Annotated in this window: 12 protein-coding genes; 3 read left to right on the top strand and 9 right to left on the bottom strand. The window is 72.3% G+C overall.

Annotation, left to right across the window (positions count from 1 at the left end):
• Positions 1-61: 61 nt before the first annotated feature.
• From ABWK99_RS05435 to ABWK99_RS05455, 5 genes are all read right to left on the bottom strand, one after another.
• Positions 62-1,066: a sugar phosphate isomerase/epimerase family protein gene (locus ABWK99_RS05435; protein ID WP_372593683.1), complete on the bottom strand. Its 1,005-nt coding sequence runs from the start codon at positions 1,064-1,066 to the stop codon at positions 62-64.
• Positions 1,067-1,130: 64 nt separating this feature from the next.
• Positions 1,131-2,318, bottom strand: a complete 1,188-nt coding sequence (locus tag ABWK99_RS05440) for a Gfo/Idh/MocA family protein (protein WP_372593684.1) — start codon at positions 2,316-2,318, stop codon at positions 1,131-1,133.
• A 96-nt stretch (positions 2,319-2,414) separates the two neighbouring features.
• Positions 2,415-3,476, bottom strand: coding sequence for a substrate-binding domain-containing protein (locus ABWK99_RS05445; protein ID WP_372593685.1), 1,062 nt, complete (start codon positions 3,474-3,476; stop codon positions 2,415-2,417).
• Between the two features lie 65 nt (positions 3,477-3,541).
• Complete coding sequence (locus ABWK99_RS05450) at positions 3,542-4,642, bottom strand: ABC transporter permease (protein ID WP_372593686.1); 1,101 nt, start codon at positions 4,640-4,642, stop codon at positions 3,542-3,544.
• Complete coding sequence (locus ABWK99_RS05455) at positions 4,639-6,123, bottom strand: sugar ABC transporter ATP-binding protein (protein ID WP_372593694.1); 1,485 nt, start codon at positions 6,121-6,123, stop codon at positions 4,639-4,641. The genes ABWK99_RS05450 and ABWK99_RS05455 overlap by 4 nt, the downstream gene beginning before the upstream one ends.
• A gap of 194 nt (positions 6,124-6,317) precedes the next feature.
• On the opposite strand from ABWK99_RS05455, the gene ABWK99_RS05460 reads away from it, so the two are divergent.
• Together ABWK99_RS05460 and ABWK99_RS05465 are read left to right on the top strand one after the other, a co-directional pair.
• Entirely contained in the window at positions 6,318-7,499 is a 1,182-nt protein-coding gene (locus ABWK99_RS05460) for an ROK family protein (protein WP_372593687.1), read from the top strand.
• Between the two features lie 66 nt (positions 7,500-7,565).
• Complete coding sequence (locus ABWK99_RS05465; RefSeq protein ID WP_372593688.1) at positions 7,566-8,237, top strand: ThuA domain-containing protein; 672 nt, start codon at positions 7,566-7,568, stop codon at positions 8,235-8,237.
• Positions 8,238-8,249: 12 nt separating this feature from the next.
• On the opposite strand, the gene ligA is transcribed toward ABWK99_RS05465, so the two are convergent.
• Positions 8,250-10,715, bottom strand: a complete 2,466-nt coding sequence (gene ligA / locus ABWK99_RS05470) for an NAD-dependent DNA ligase LigA (protein WP_372593689.1) — start codon at positions 10,713-10,715, stop codon at positions 8,250-8,252.
• Between ligA and ABWK99_RS05475 the strand changes: the two genes are divergently transcribed.
• The gene (locus ABWK99_RS05475) at positions 10,714-12,813 is read left to right on the top strand and encodes a prolyl oligopeptidase family protein (protein ID WP_372593690.1); all 2,100 of its coding nucleotides are present in this window, start codon (positions 10,714-10,716) and stop codon (positions 12,811-12,813) included. The genes ligA and ABWK99_RS05475 overlap by 2 nt on opposite strands.
• Before the next feature lie 6 nt (positions 12,814-12,819).
• Here the strand turns inward: ABWK99_RS05475 and ABWK99_RS05480 are convergent, their stop codons facing one another.
• The 3 genes from ABWK99_RS05480 to ABWK99_RS05490 all read right to left on the bottom strand — a co-directional run.
• Positions 12,820-13,851, bottom strand: coding sequence for a hypothetical protein (locus ABWK99_RS05480; RefSeq protein ID WP_372593691.1), 1,032 nt, complete (start codon positions 13,849-13,851; stop codon positions 12,820-12,822).
• Entirely contained in the window at positions 13,848-14,966 is a 1,119-nt protein-coding gene (mnmA, locus tag ABWK99_RS05485) for a tRNA 2-thiouridine(34) synthase MnmA (protein WP_372593692.1), read from the bottom strand. Before mnmA ends, ABWK99_RS05480 begins: the two co-directional genes overlap by 4 nt.
• Positions 14,967-15,017: 51 nt before the next feature.
• A partial coding sequence (locus ABWK99_RS05490) for an aminotransferase class V-fold PLP-dependent enzyme (RefSeq protein ID WP_372593693.1) occupies positions 15,018-15,491 on the bottom strand: 474 nt, incomplete at its 5' end.

Genomic DNA, 15,491 nt, shown 5'->3' on the forward strand with positions numbered 1-15,491 from the left:
CCGGCACTGAGCAGACAGGGGCGGACGGGCACCCGCCCGTCCGCCCCTCTCCTCGCACCGATCAGCGGCTGCTGAAGGCCGCGTCGAAGGCTGCCGACGGCGGGTCGAAGGCAAGACGTCGCACGAACTCGAGCGCCTCGGGCGCCCCGACGAGCCGATCCATCCCGGCGTCCTCCCACTCGACCGAGATCGGACCGTCGTAGCCGATGGTGTTGAGCATCCGGAAGGCGTCCTCCCACGGCACGTCGCCGTGCCCGGTCGAGACGAAGTCCCAGCCCCGGCGCGGGTCCGCCCACGGCAGGTGGGAGCCCATCCGCCCGTTGCGGCCGTTACCCACCCGGCGCTTCGCGTCCTTGCAGTCCACGTGGTAGATCCGGTCACGGAAGTCGGACATGAAGCCGACCGGGTCGAGGTCCTGCCAGACGAAGTGGCTCGGGTCCCAGTTGAGGCCGAAGGCCTCACGATGGCCGATCGCCTCCAGGGTGCGGACCGTCGTCCAGTAGTCGTAGGCGATCTCGCTGGGGTGCACCTCGTGGGCGAAGCGCACGCCGACCTCGTCGAACACGTCGAGGATCGGGTGCCAGCGCGCGGCGAAGTCGGCGTAGCCCGCCTCGACGAGCTCGTTCGAGACCGGCGGGAACATCGCCACGTACTTCCAGATCGACGAGCCGGTGAACCCGACGACCGTCTTCACGCCGAGCCGTGCTGCGGTCCTGGCGGTGAGCTTCATCTCCTCCGCCGCGCGCTGCCGCACCCCCTCGGGGTCCCCGTCGCCCCACACCACGTCCGGGACCATGTCCCGGTGCCGCTGGTCGATCGGGTCGTCGCAGACGAGCTGGCCCTTGAGGTGGTTGGAGATCGCGTAGAGCTTGAGGCCGTAGCGGTCGAACAGGTCGAGCTTGGACTGGATGTAGTCGTCGTCCACGGCACCCTGCCACGGGTCGAGGTGGTCGCCCCAGCAGGCGAGCTCGAGTCCGTCGTAACCCCACTCGGAGGCCAACCGCGCCACCTCCTCGAGCGGGAGGTCGGCCCACTGGCCGGTGAACAGCGTGATCGGTCGTGCCATCGGTGCTCTCCTTCGGTGATCGTGGAGCCGCCCGGGGACCCGAGCGGTCGGGAGGTCGTGGTGCTCAGCCGGGGACCGGGACGGTCGTCCACGTGCTGTCGGCCGCAGCGCTCCGCTCGACCGCGTCGAGCACCCGCTGCACGCCGAGCCCGTCGGCGAAGGAGGGCCGGGGCTGCTCCGCACGCGCCAGGCTCCCGACGAGGTCGACGACCTGGTGGACGAACGCGTGCTCGTAGCCGAGCCCGTGGCCGGCCGGCCACCACGCGGCGATGTACGGGTGCGCCGACTCCGTCACGAGGATGCGCCGGAAGCCGGACGTGGCCGGGTCGTCGGTGGCGTCGTAGAAGTTCAGGACGTTCATGTCCTCGAAGTCGAAGGCGAGCGAACCGAGCGAGCCGTTGATCTCCAGACGGATGGCGTTCTTGCGGCCCCAGGCGAACCGGGTCGCCTCGAAGACGCCGAGCGCCCCGCCGGCGAACCGCGCGAGGAAGACGGCGGCGTCGTCGACGGTCACGGGTCCTCGACCCTCCCCGGCGGTCCCGCTCAGTCCGGAGAACTCCCCGGCGACCGGCCGCTCGGTGACGAAGGTCTCCAGGGTGCCGGACACCCCGCTGATGAGGTCGCCGGTGACGAACTGCGCCAGGTCGATGATGTGCGCGCCGATGTCGCCGAGGGAGCCGGAACCGGCGGTGGCCTTGTCCAGCCGCCAGGACAGCGGTGCGTTCTCGTCGGCGATCCAGTCCTGGAGGTACTGCGCGCGCACCTGGCGCACGGTGCCGATCCGGCCGTCGGCCACGAGCTGACGGGCGAGGGCGATGGCCGGGACGCGACGATAGGTGAAGCCGACCATCGAGAGCACTCCCCGCTGCTCCGCAGCAGCAGCGGCGGCCACCATGGCCTCGGCCTCGGCCACCGAGTTCGCCATCGGCTTCTCGACGAGCACGTGCTTGCCCGCCTCGAGCGCGGCGATCGCCATCTCGGCATGGGTGTCGCCAGGGGTGCAGATGTCCACCAGGTCGACGTCCTCACGCTCGAGCAGGCTGCGCCACTCGGTGGTGCCGGCTGCCCAGCCGAGCCGATCCGCCGCATCGGCGACGCCGGCCGGGTTGCGGCCCGCGACGACCGTCATCTCGGGGCGCAGCGCGAGGTCGAAGAACCGCGGAGCCACCCTCCAGGCCTGCGAGTGGGCCCGCCCCATGAACGAGTGGCCGATCATGCCGACGCCCAGCCGCGGGGTGCGCTCTGCGGTCATCGTGCTGCTCCTTCGCTGTCGGTGCTGTGCTGCGGTGGGTGGGCGCGAGGGCGCCCGGGCCGTGCGGGGCGTGTCGCCACGCCCCGCACGGGTGCCTCAGGACTCGAAGGCGGACGGCAGGTACTTGTCGACGTTCTCCTTGGTGACCACGGGGGCGAAGAGCTGCACGGTGCGCGGCACCTCGACCTCGACGATGTCGCTCATCGACTTGCCCTGGACGATCAGGCGGGCCAGACGGATGCCGTCGGCGGCCTGCGTCGACGGGTAGACGACTGTCGCCTTGAGGACGGAGTCGTCGGCCTGGATGGAGCGCATGACGTTGGCCGAACCCGCGCCACCGACCATGACGAACTCGTCACGCCCCGCCTCGTCGATCGCCGCCATGACGCCGACGCCCTGGTCGTCGTCGTGGTTCCACAGGGCGTCGATCTTCGGCGCTGCCTGCAGCAGGTTCGCCGCGGCCGCCTGACCGCCCTGGACCGTGAAGTCGGCGGCGACGCGGTTGTCGACGTCCAGCCCGCAGTCGGCGAGCGCGTCAGCGAAGCCCTCGCTGCGGTCCTGGGTGAGCGGGAGCGAGTCGATGCCGGCGATCTCGGCCACGACGGCGTCGGGGTTGTCGCCGACCTGCTCGCAGATGTACGTGCCTGCGCTCACGCCCATGCCGTAGTTGTCACCGAGCACCGTGCTCCGTGCGGCGAAGGGGCTGGCGAACTCACGGTCCACGTTGATGACGACGATCCCGGCCTCCATCGCCTGGGTCGCGACCTGGGTGAGCGCTGCACCGTCGAAGGGCAGCAGGACGATCGCGTCGACACCGTCGTTGATGAAGGTCTCGATCGTGCTGATCTGGAGGTTGACGTCGTTGGTCGCCTCGGCGACGACCAGCTCGACGTCCTCGTACTTCTCCGCCTCCGCGAGCGCAGCGCGAGTGATCGCACCCATCCAGCCGTGGTCGGCGGCCGGTGCCGAGAAGCCGATCGTGACGGTCTCACCCACCTCGTCGTTCGCCATCCCCGAGGTCGACCCTCCCGAGCTGTCGGCCGTCGTCTCGGTCTCGGCCGGGCTGTTCGACGTGCAGCCGGAGACGAGCGCGAGGCTGGCGACCGCCGCTCCTGTGGCGAGCAACCACCGGCGACGCAACTCCTTTGGTGCGGACATGGGTTTCCTCCTTGAGTGACACAACGGGGTCGGACGATCGGACGGGACAGGGGGACGAGCTGCGCTCAGCTCGCTCGGGAACGGGCGGCGAAACGCTGCTGCAGCAGGACGGCGGCGACGATGATCACGCCCTTGGCGACCGCCTGCGCCGAGGTGGAGAGGTTGTTCTGGGTGAACACGTTCGTCAGGGTCGAGAAGATCAGGACGCCGAAGACGGTGCCGACGATCGTTCCCCGACCGCCGATGAGCAGGGTCCCGCCGACGACCACCGCGGCGATCGCGTCGAGCTCGTAGAGCTGGCCGTGCGTGGACGAGCCGGCAGTGGTCCTGGCGAGCATCATCACGGCGGCGATGCCGGCGGTGAGCCCTGCCAGCGCGTAGAGGTACAGGGTGTGCCGGTTGACCTTGATGCCGGCGAGGCGCGCGGCCTCGGGGTTCCCGCCGACGGCGACGGTGCGCCGGCCGAAGGTCGTCCGGTTGAGCACGACCCAGCCCGCCGCGGCCACGACGACGAAGATCCACACGAGCACCGAGATGCCCAGCACATCGGCCTGGAAGACGTCGAGGAAGGCGTTGACCTTGACGATCTGGGTCTGCCGGTTCGCGATCATCTCGGCGAGCCCACGAGCGGAGACCATCATCGCGAGGGTGGCGATGAACGGGACGACCCGGCCGTAGGCGACCAGGAGCCCGTTGACCACTCCGCAGGCCGTCCCGACGGCGAGGGCGGTGAACACCATGACGATCCAGTGGGTGTCCTGCGCCATGGTCTGGGTCGCCAGGGTCGTGGCCCAGATCGAGGCGAGCCCGAGGACGGCCCCGATCGACAGGTCGATCCCGCCGCCGGTGATGACGAAGGTCATCCCCACGCTGAGGACCCCGATGACCGCCGCGAGCCGCAGGATCGTCATGACGTTGTCCACGCTCGCGAAGCGTTCGCCGGCGGTGATGATGCCGAAGGCGCAGATCACCGCGAGGGCGATGACGAGCCCGACGTTGCGCCCTGCTCCCCCCGCCAGGCGGGCGCGGAGCCAGCCCGTGGCCGGCGAGCCCTCCTGGGCGCCGGGCGCCCCCTCCGATCGCGCGCGCTCCACGGTGGCCGCGGCGCCGAGGGCCGTACCGGGGGCGCCGGTCGACGACCCGTCCGACGAGGGCTGCTCGCTCACGCTGCACTTCCTTCCATCACGAGATCGAGCACGCCGTGCTCGTCGATCTGATCGGCATCGCACGAGTGCACGATGCGTCCCTCGGAGACCACATGGACCCGATCGGCGAGGCCGAGCACCTCGTCGATCTCGCTGCTCACCACGACCACCGCCGCGCCTCGGGCGGCGAGCTCGGCGATCAGCGCGTAGATCTCGGCCCGCGCACCGACGTCCACCCCGCGGGTCGGCTCGTCGAGCAGCAGGATCCGGCAGCCGCGGACGAGCCAGCGGGCGAGCATCGCCTTCTGCTGGTTGCCGCCGGACAGCGTGCGGGTGGACCGGTCGGGATCGGCCGGCCGCAGGTCGAGCGCGTCGATCTGCTCCCGAGCGGAGGCACGCTCGGCACGTTCGTCGAGGAACGATCCCCTGGCGAACCCCGCGAACGTCGCGAGGGTGATGTTGCGGTAGACGGGCTCGTCGAGCAGGAGGCCCTGGCTCTTGCGCTCCTCCGGCGCCAGTCCGATCCCCGCGTCGACCGCGGCGTGGACCGATCCCGGTCGCAGGGCCTGTCCCCTGACCTTCACCGCCCCGCCGTCGGCGTGCCGGGCGCCGTACACGGTCTCCAGGATCTCCGAGCGCCCGGAACCGACGAGCCCCGCCAGCCCGACGACCTGGCCGGCCCGCACAGAGAACGAGACGTCGGAGAACACCCCTCGCAGACCGAGCCCCTCGACGGCGAGCAGCTCCTCGGCGTCCTCGGCGACGGGGGCGCGCGTCGGGAACGCGTGCGCGACGGTGCGGCCGGTCATCAGCCGGATGAGGTCGTCGGTCGGGGTCTCGGCGACCGGGAGACAGGTCCCGACGGTCCGCCCGTCCTTGAGCACCGTGATCCGGTCCCCCACCCGGCGGATCTCCTCGAGCCGGTGCGAGATGTAGACGACGGCCACTCCGGCAGCGGTGATCTCGGCGACGACCCGGAAGAGGTTGTCCACCTCACCGGAGTCCAGCACGGCCGTCGGCTCGTCCATCACGATGAGCCGGACGTCGTGGGACAGGGCGCGCGCCATGCTGACGATCTGCTTGCCGGCCGCGGACAGTCGCCCGACCTCGAGGTCGGGCGAGATGTCCCCGTGCCCCAGCCGCTCGAGGAGCTCGCGTGTCCTGGCCCGGGCGGCCCGGCGCTGGGTGAATCCCCCACTGGCGAGCTCGTGCCCGAGGAAGACGTTCTCGGCCACCGTGAGCCCGTCGACGACGTCCAGCTCCTGGTACATCGTCGCGATCCCGGCGCGGAGCGCGGCGACCGGGGTGGTCACGGTCATGCGCTCACCGAGCCAGAGGATCTCGCCGGCGTCGGGCCGGTGGGCCCCGGCGAGGACCTTGATGAGCGTCGACTTCCCCGCGCCGTTCTGCCCGAGGAGGCAGTGCACCTCGCCCCGGCGGATCTCCAGGTCCACTCCGTCCAGGGCCTTCGCACCCGGGAAGTGCTTGACGATCCCCGTCATCCGCAGCAGGAGCTCGGGCTCGCCCGACGCCGGGCGTGTCCTCTCGTGGTGGGCTTCATCGACCATGCCGAGCACCGTACTCCACTTCTAACATTGGTCAAGCAAAAGCCTGTCGCTGATCGACGCAGTTATGAGACCGTGACCTCGTAAAGAGTGCATGTGCTCGACGGAAGGGTCTGTGCTTGACTGCCGACATGGACGGGCTGACCAAGTTCGCGCCCCGCCCTACGGGTGTGGGCGAGATGTTCCAGCTGTTGCGCGACGGAAAGCCCCGGACCCGCGCGGAGCTGGCCCAGATCACCGGCCAGGCCCGATCGACGATCGCCGTGCGGGTGGACGTGCTGCTGGCCTCGGGGCTGCTCGCCCCGGCAGGTGAGGCGACCTCCACCGGCGGACGCCCGCCGGCCACCTTCGTCTTCAACGCCGATGCCCGCATCGTCCTGGCCATCGACCTGGGCGCGACCCACGTGCGCCTGGCGGTCACCGACCTCGCCTCGACGGTGCTCGCCGAGCAGCAGGAGCCGGCAGCGATCGCGGACGGTCCCGGACCGGTGCTCGACCGGCTCGCCGACCTCGCCCTGGACCTCATCGCCGCCGCCGGTCGGCAGGTCACCGACCTCGCCGCCGTCGGCGTGGGGCTTCCCTCTCCCGTGGACCACACGACGGGACGCCCGGTCAGCCCGCCCATCATGCCCGGGTGGCACAACGCGGACGTCCCCGGTCACCTGCGCCGACGTCTGCACGCGCCGGTCCTCGTGGACAACGACGTCAACATCATGGCCCTCGGGGAACGCCAGACGGAGTACCCGGAGATCGACCACCTGCTGTTCGTCAAGGTCGCGACCGGCATCGGCGCCGGGGTCATCAGCGACGGCGCGCTGCGCCGCGGCGCGCAAGGGGTCGGCGGGGACATCGGACACATCGCCGTGCCGCACGGCCCGCAGGTCCTGTGCCACTGCGGCAACACGGGCTGCCTCGAGGCGGTGGCGAGCGGCGGAGCGATCGCCGCAGAGCTCACCCGCGCCGGGGTCCCTGCCGAGACGGGAGCCGATGTCGTCGCGCTCGTCCGCGCCGGCAACACCGCGGCGATCCGCGCGGTCCGGGAGGCGGGACGCACCATCGGCAGCGTGCTCGCCGGGAGCGTGAGCCTGCTGAACCCCTCGGTGATCGTCGTGGGCGGCAACCTCGCGAGCGCGGGAGAGGACATCCTCGCCGGGATCCGCGAGGTGGTGTACCAGCGCTCCCTGCCGGTCGCCACGCAGCACCTGCGGATCGTGGCGAGCCGGAGCAAGGGCCGCGCGGGCATCTACGGCGCGAGCGTGATGGCCGCCGAGTCGGTGCTCTCGCCCGCGGCCATCGAGGCCCTGATCCCGTGACCGGGACGAGGGTCTGCGGCACACTGGTGGCCGCACGGTCGAACCGTCAACGGTGAAGGGGACGCGGTGAACCGCAGGACAGCGCTCGTGGTCCGAGGCGGATGGGAGGGGCACGCACCGGTCGAGACGACGGACCTCTTCCTGCCCTTCCTCGAGGAGCACGGCTTCGGCGTGCTCGTCGAGGACAGCCTCGAGGTGTACGCCGACCGCGAGGTCATGGGCTCGGTCGACCTCATCGTGCCGTCCTGGACGATGGGCGAGATCCTCCCGGCGGAGCTCGACGGGCTGCATGCCGCGGTCCGCGGCGGAGCGGGTCTGGCCGGGTGGCACGGCGGGATCATCGACGCCTTCCGGATGGCGACCGAGTACACGATGCTCACCGGCGGGCAGTTCATCGCCCATCCGGGTGACATCCGGTCCCACCGCATCGACATCGTCCCCGACCGGGCCGAGCACCCGATCGTCGCCGGGATCGCGTCCTTCTCGCTGCGCTCCGAGCAGTACTGGGTCGCCACCGACGGCATCAACGACGTCCTGGCGACCACGACGCTGACCCCTGGCCCCGACGACCCGTGGCACGAGCCCGTGGTCTCCCCTGCGGTCTGGACCCGACGCTGGGGCGCCGGACGGGTGTTCGTCTGCACCCCGGGGCACCACACGGCCGACCTCGAGTTCCCGGCGGTCCGCACGATCGTGGAGCGCGGGCTGCTCTGGGCGGCGGGGCTCCTCGGCGACTGACCCCGCAGACGCTCAGCCCCCTGCCGACTCCGCCCCCTGGGCGTCGACCGGCGCGGCGTGGACCGGCGGGTCGACGATCGCCTCCTCGCCCGTCACACCGGCCAGCCCTTCGGCGAGCAGCCGCACGAAGCCCTCCTCGTCGAGGATCCTCAGGCCGAGCTCGCGCGCCTTGGTCTCCTTCGAGCCCGCGTTCTCCCCGACGACGACGGCATCGGTCTTCTTCGAGACGCTGCCGGCGGCCTTCCCTCCCCGCGCGAGGATCGCCTCCTTCGCGCCGTCACGCGTGAACCCCTCCAGCGAGCCGGTGACCACGACGGTCAGCCCCTCGAGGGTGCGTGGGACCGACGCGTCGGGCAGGTCCTCCATGCGCACCCCGGCGGCGGCCCAGCGGTCCACGATCTCCAGGTGCCACGGCCCGTCCTCCGTCGCGGGGTCGAACCACGAGACGACGGACTCCGCGATCGTCGCGCCGATCCCCTCGACGCCGGCGATGCGCTCCAGCGCCGCCTGCCGGTCCGCCAGCGAGGAACGGAGCGCGGCCATCGAGCCGAACTCCTGCGCCAGCGCGCGAGCAGCCGTCGGGCCGACGTGCCGGATCGAGAGCGAGACGAGCACCCGCCACAGCGGCTGCTCCTTCGCCTTGTCGAGCTCGGCGAGCAACGTCCTGGCCGCCTCCGACGGCTCGGCGTCGGGCAGCTCCCGACCGTCGGCCGTGGCGGCCCTGTGCTCGGCCTGCGTGTGCTTCACCGCGCGGCGGAACGGAGTCCTCCTGCGCACCACGCCGTCGTCGTCGGCCCTCGGTTCCCCGGTCTCGGGATCGCGCACGATGACCTCGACCTCTGCCAGTCGCTCCAGGCTCCGTGCGAGGACCCGGTCCCGCTCCTCCTGCGTCGCGTCCGCCGGCCACCCGACCAGGTCGAACAGGTCGGCCTCGTTGCGCAGGGGCGGGGCGGAGGGCACCTCCGGCTGGGTGAGCGCCGCCGCCGTCACCTCACCGAGTGCCTCGATGTCGAGAGCCCCGCGGGAGCCGATGTGCTCCACGCGGCCGCGCACCTGGGCCGGGCAGGTCCGCGCGTTGGGGCAGCGCTGGTCCACCTCCCCCTCGCGCATCGAGCGCAGCGGTGTCCCGCACTCGGGGCAGGTGGCGGGCATGACGAAGTCGCGCCGCGGGTACCCGTCCCCCGCGAGGGCGGCCACCGGCCCGACGATCTCGGGGATGACGTCGCCCGCCTTGCGCAGCACGACCATGTCGCCGATCCGCACGCCCTTGGCACGGACGACGTCCTGGTTGTGCAGCGTGGCCATCCGCACGGTCGACCCCGCCACGAGCGCCGGTTCCATCACCCCGTAGGGCGTCACCCGCCCCGTACGACCGACGTTCACCCGGATGTCGACCAGCCGTGTGGTGACCTCCTCCGGCGGGTACTTGTAGGCGATCGCCCAGCGGGGGGCCCTGCTCGTCGCCCCGAGCCGACGCTGGAGCGCCACCTCGTCGACCTTGACGACGATCCCGTCGATCTCGTGCTCGACGTCGTGCCGGTGCTCCCCGTAGTACGCGATCATCTCGTGCACCCCGGCGAGGTCGTCGACCACCCGCGTGTGCGTCGAGACCGGGAGGCCCCAGGAGGCCAGCAGGCCGTAGACCTCCGACTGCCTTGCCACCGCCTCCTCGTGGCCGTCCCAGGTCAGCGCACCGATCCCGTGGCAGATCATCCGCAGCGGACGCGACGCCGTGACCCGCGGGTCCTTCTGCCGCAGCGACCCGGCCGCCGAGTTCCGCGGGTTGGCGAACGGCGCCTTGCCTGCCGCGACCTGGGCGGCGTTGAGCTCGGCGAAGCCCTCGACCGGGAGGAAGATCTCCCCCCTGACCTCGAGCAGCGCCGGGAGGTCCTCACCCTCGAGCCGGTGCGGCACCCCGTGCACGGTGCGCACGTTCCTCGTCACGTCCTCCCCGGTGCGGCCGTCACCGCGGGTCGCGGCCCGCACGAGCCGACCCTCCTCGTAGACGAGGTCGACAGCGAGGCCGTCGATCTTCAGCTCGCACAGGTAGTGCGGGTCGTCGACGGCGCCCTCGAGCTCGCGGCGCACCCGGTCGGCCCACGCGGCCACGTCCTCGTCGGAGAACGCGTTGTCGAGGCTCAGCATCCGCACCAGGTGCTCGACAGGGGCGAAGGCTGCGGAGGACGCACCGCCGACCGTCTGGGTCGGCGAGTCGGGGGTGCGGAGCTCGGGATGTGCGCCCTCGAGAGCGGCCAGGCGCCGCAGCAGGAGGTCGTACTCGCCGTCGCTGATCGTCGGGGCATCGCGCACGTAGTAGGCGACCTGGTGCTCACGGACGAGCTCCGCGAGCTCGCTCCAGCGGTGCCGGGCCGCCACCGGGTCCAGACCTGCGTCCGCCGGGTCGAGGGTGTCTGCGCTCACGCGCCCATCATGGCGGACGCCTCCCACACACACCTGCTGGCTACGCTGAGCGACCATGAGCCCGAGCGACGCCGTACCGGCACCGATCCCCAGCCCGGACCCCGAGGCCGACCCGTTCGGCTGGCTGGAGGACGTCGACGGCCCCGAGGCCCGCGCCTGGGTCGACGAGCGCAATGCCGAGACCCTCGCCGGCCCCGCCACAGCGCCCGGCTTCGCCGCACTCCGCGATGCGGTGCGCGAGGTCCTCGACTCGCCTGCCCGGATCCCGGAGGTCAGCGCCGTCGGAGACCTGCTCTACGGGTTCTGGCGTGACGCCGAGCACCCGCGCGGGCTGTGGCGCCGGACGACGCCGGAGTCCTACCGCACCGCGGATCCGGCGTGGGAGGTCGTCCTGGACCTCGACGCCCTCAACGCCGCCGAGGGGCAGGACTGGGTCTGGCACGGTGCGAGCATCCTGCGCCCGGAGCACCGCCTGGCCCTGGTCGCCCTGTCCCACGGCGGCTCGGACGCGGACACGACCCGCGAGTTCGACCTGGTGACCCGCACCTGGGTCGACCCGGCCGACGGCGGCTTCGTGCGGCCCGCGGCCAAGGGCGACGCCCGCTGGGTCGATGAGGACACCCTGCTGGTCACCACCGACCTGGGTGAGGGCACGACGACGAGCTCCGGCTATCCCCGGAGCGCTCGACGCTGGCACCGGGGCACGCCCCTCGACTCGGCCGAGATCGTCTTCGACGGCGAGGAGGACGACCTGGCGATCAGCGCCTGGCGCGACCACACCCCAGGGTTCGAGCGCGAGTTCGTCTCCAGGGCGCTGACCTTCTACTCCGACGAGCTCCACCTCCTGCGGGCCGACGGCACGCTCCGCCTGGTCGAGGTCCCCGCGAGCGCGCAGACCCTCGTGCACCGCGAGTGGCTGCTCGTCGAGCTCCGGGACGACTGGACGCCGACCGAGGGCGGGCCGACCCATCCGGGCGGGACGCTCCTCGCAGCCCCCTTCGAGGACTGGCTCGCCGGGGAGCGCGCCCTGACCGTGCTCTTCACCCCCGATCCGTCGACCTCCCTCGCCGGCATCGCCTGGACGCGGAACCACCTGGTGCTCACGGTGCTCCAGGACGTGCGCAGCAGCGTGCGCGTGCTCACCCCGCCCGAGCAGGCTCGCGCGGGGGTCGACTGGGAGCGCTCGACGCTGCCGGGACTCCCCGCCCTCGGCAGCGTCGCGGTACGCCCGGTCGACCGCTACGACAGCGACGACATGTGGATCACGCTCTCCGGCTTCGACACGCCGACCACCCTTCTGCTCACCACCGTCGGCGACGCAGCCGAGCCGGTCGCGCTCAAGTCCGCCCCCGCCTTCTTCGACGCCTCGGGTCTGGAGATCAGCCAGCACTTCGCGCAGTCGCAGGACGGGACCCGCGTGCCGTACTTCCTGCTCGTCCCCGCCACCGCCCGGCGCGACGGGACGGCCCCCACGCTGCTCTACGGCTACGGCGGCTTCGAGATCTCGCTCCTGCCGGCGTACTCCGGGACGCTGGGTCGGGCGTGGCTCGAACAGGGCGGGGTCTACGCCCTGGCGAACATCCGCGGTGGGGGCGAGTACGGTCCGGCCTGGCACCAGGCGGCGCTGCGGGAAAAGCGGCACCGTGCCTACGAGGACTTCGCCTCCGTGGCACAGGACCTGGTCGCGCGTGGGGTCACGACCCCGGAGCACCTCGGGGTGCAGGGCGGCTCGAACGGTGGGCTGCTCACCGGGAACATGCTCACGCGGTACCCGGAGCTCTTCGGTGCCGTCGTCATCCAGGTCCCGTTGCTGGACATGCGCCGTTACACGCACCTGCTCGCCGGGGCGTCGTGGGCCGCGGAGTACGGCGACCCCGACGACCCGGAGCAGTGGGAGTTCATCAGGACCTTCTCGGCGTACCACCTGCTCGACGCGGACCGCAGCTACCCGCCGGTGCTGCTGACCACCTCGACGCGGGACGACAGGGTCCACCCGGGCCATGCCCGCAAGACGGCGGCCTGGCTGCGCGCGGCGGGCAAGGACGTGACCTACTACGAGAACGTCGAGGGCGGTCACGGCGGGGCGGCCGACAACTCCCAGGCGGCCTTCATGTCGGCCCTCGCCTGGAGCTTCCTGCGCGAACGGCTCGGCTGAGCGCCGCTACTGCTCCGCTCGCCCGGCGAGCTCGGTGGCGACCTTGATCGCGATCGCGATCTCGGCACGGATGTCCTGGAGGGTGGCCACGACCTGGTCTCCGGTGCCGCTCGTGTCGGTGTGCACGACGACGTCCGCGAGACCGGCGGCAGGCAGGCCGAGCGAGGTCCACGGCTTGTGGATCTTCCGCGCGAGACGGTCGATGTCCGGGCCGCCCTTGCGGGGCTTGTCGCGCGGGAGGCCGAACCACATCCCCGTCCCGGCCTCGACGACGGAGGCGATCTGCTCCCACTGGGCCCCCTGCACGGCGCCGACGGCGACGCCGACGCTGTCGGCACCCGCTCCGGCCATCGTGCGGAAGGACCGTGAGGCGAACCGCGCTCCCCCGTGCACCACCACCTGCTGCGCCTGGGCACGCGCTGCGGTGACCACCGAGCGCAGCCCCTCCGTCGCGTCCTCCCGGGCGACGGCGGCCAGGCGTCCGTGGCCGGAGAACGTCGGGATCGCTCCTCCGAGGACGTCGGGCAGCAAGGGCTCGCGCAGCACGACGGTGAGCGACGCCCCCGGGACGGCGCGGTGCATCGAGGCGAGGAGCTCCTGGAGTCCCTCGCCGAGCGAGGCGATGACGTCGCGCACGGCGCCGTGGTCACTGAGCACCCGGTCACCGCGGGCGAGGTACAGCACCGAGGAGAGCGTCCACGGGCCGCGCACCGTCAGGACGAGCGAGCCCGTCCAGCCCTCCGCACACTCCGCGAGCGCGTCGAGATCCTCGCGGATCAGTGCGCGGGCGTGCTCCAGGTCGGGGCCGGGCCGGTCGGCGAGCTTCCAGCCGTGCGTGCCCAGCTCGATCGGCATCCCCGGCATGAGAGCGGCGGACCGGGCGATCGTCTGCGCCCACGGCCCGCGCTTGGGCATGTGCACCATCGGCGGCAGGCCGACCACTCCCTCGGGGGTGTCGGAGAGCTCGCCCACCGAGATGGCCTGCGCCTTGCGCACCTTGTGCCCGGACCACGGGCCGAGGGCGCTGACCCCGGTCACCGCCAGGACCCGGTGATCGTCGCCTGGCCCAGCACCCGATCGCCGTCGTAGACCACAGCCGACTGACCGGCGGCGACCCCGCGCAGCGGCTCCGCCATGCGCACCTCGAGCCCACCCTCCACCGCAGCGGTCCCGGCGCTCCCGATGACGGACCCCGCGGAGGCACGCACCTGGGCGGGGACGGTGGCACCGTGGGCACGGACCTGCAGGGCGCAGTCGGTCCAGTCCTGCGGCGGCGGGTCGAACCACACCGCATCGGTCCCGGTGAGGCCGTGCACGTCGAGCAGGTCGACCGGGCCGACCACCACGGTGTTCGTCACGGGCCGGACCTCCAGGACGTAGCGGGGACGGCCGTCGGGCGCCGGACGGCCCAGGTGCAGGCCCTTGCGCTGCCCGACCGTGTAGGTGACGGCGCCCTCGTGCTCCCCGAGCACGGTTCCGTCGGCGTCGACGACGGGGCCAGGGGTCGAGCCGAGCCGCTCGCGCAGGAACCCGGCGGTGTTCCCGTCCGCCACGAAGCAGATGTCGTAGGAGTCGGGCTTCTCGCTGACCCCGAGCCCTCGGTCGGCCGCCTCCGCACGGACCTCGTCCTTCGAGGCCACGTCCCCCAGGGGGAACAGCGCGCGGGCGAGACGGGCGGGCCCCATCACGGCGAGCACGTAGGACTGGTCCTTGGCCAGGTCGCGGGAGCGGTGAAGCGAGGGAGCGCCGTCCGGCCCGCGTTCGATGCGGGCGTAGTGCCCCGTCGCGACGGCGTCGAAGCCGAGCGCCGTCGCCTTGTCGAGGAGCGTGGAGAACTTGATGTGCTCGTTGCACCTGACGCAGGGGTTGGGGGTCCGGCCGGCGGCGTACTCCGCGAGGAAGTCCGCGACGACGGTCTGTTCGAATCGCTCGGACAGGTCCCAGACGTAGTACGGGATCCCGAGGACGTCGGCCGCCCGGCGCGCGTCTCCCGCGTCCTCGATCGAGCAGCAGCCCCTGGAACCCTGGCGCTCCTGCGCCCGCGAGCGGGACAGGGCCATGTGCACCCCGACGACGTCGTGCCCGGCCTCGACAGCCCTGGCGGCGGCGACGGCGGAATCGACTCCGCCGGAGAGGGCGGCGAGCACACGCATGGGGTCAAGGGTACGTGTGCGCCGACCGGGCGAGGACCGCGCCCGAGGCGCTCAGGACAGGGTGGCCGAACCGGCGGCGCGCGCGCGCTCCACGACCCGGGGAAGTGCTGCCAGCAGGTCGTCGACGTCGCCATCGGTCGACGTGCGCCCGAGGGAGAACCGCAGGGCACCGCGGGCCGTCCGGGGGTCGATCCCGCAGGCCAGGAGCACATGGGAGGGCTGCTGGACCCCGGCCTGGCAGGCGGACCCCGTCGAGCAGGCGATCCCGGCGCTGTCGAGCAGGTAGATGAGCGAGTCGGCCTCGCAGCCGGGGAACGTCAGGTGGGCGTTGGCCGGGAGCCGCGCCGCGCCGCGCGGACCACGGACCACGGCGTCGGGAACCTCGTGCAGTACCCCGGCGATCAGTCGGTCGCGCAAGGCGGACAGCCGTGGGGCCTCGACCGGGCGATCGGCCACGGCCCACTCGAGGGCGACGGCGAAGGCACGCGCCGCCGGGACGTCGAGCGTCCCCGGGCGCAGCCCGCG

Source organism: Actinotalea sp. (assembly GCF_041597215.1).
Classification (GTDB): Bacteria; Actinomycetota; Actinomycetes; order Actinomycetales; family Cellulomonadaceae; genus Actinotalea.

Bases quoted from the DNA above. Each gene is read 5' to 3' on its own strand.
- ABWK99_RS05435 (WP_372593683.1), bottom strand. From the start codon at position 1,066: ATGGCACGACCGATCACGCTGTTCACCGGCCAGTGGGCCGACCTCCCG.
- ABWK99_RS05440 (WP_372593684.1), bottom strand. From the start codon at position 2,318: ATGACCGCAGAGCGCACCCCGCGGCTGGGCGTCGGCATGATCGGCCAC.
- ABWK99_RS05445 (WP_372593685.1), bottom strand. From the start codon at position 3,476: ATGTCCGCACCAAAGGAGTTGCGTCGCCGGTGGTTGCTCGCCACAGGA.
- ABWK99_RS05455 (WP_372593694.1), bottom strand. From the start codon at position 6,123: ATGACGGGGATCGTCAAGCACTTCCCGGGTGCGAAGGCCCTGGACGGA.
- ABWK99_RS05460 (WP_372593687.1), top strand. From the start codon at position 6,318: ATGGACGGGCTGACCAAGTTCGCGCCCCGCCCTACGGGTGTGGGCGAG.
- ABWK99_RS05475 (WP_372593690.1), top strand. From the start codon at position 10,714: ATGAGCCCGAGCGACGCCGTACCGGCACCGATCCCCAGCCCGGACCCC.
- ligA (WP_372593689.1), bottom strand. From the start codon at position 10,715: ATGGTCGCTCAGCGTAGCCAGCAGGTGTGTGTGGGAGGCGTCCGCCAT.
- mnmA (WP_372593692.1), bottom strand. From the start codon at position 14,966: ATGCGTGTGCTCGCCGCCCTCTCCGGCGGAGTCGATTCCGCCGTCGCC.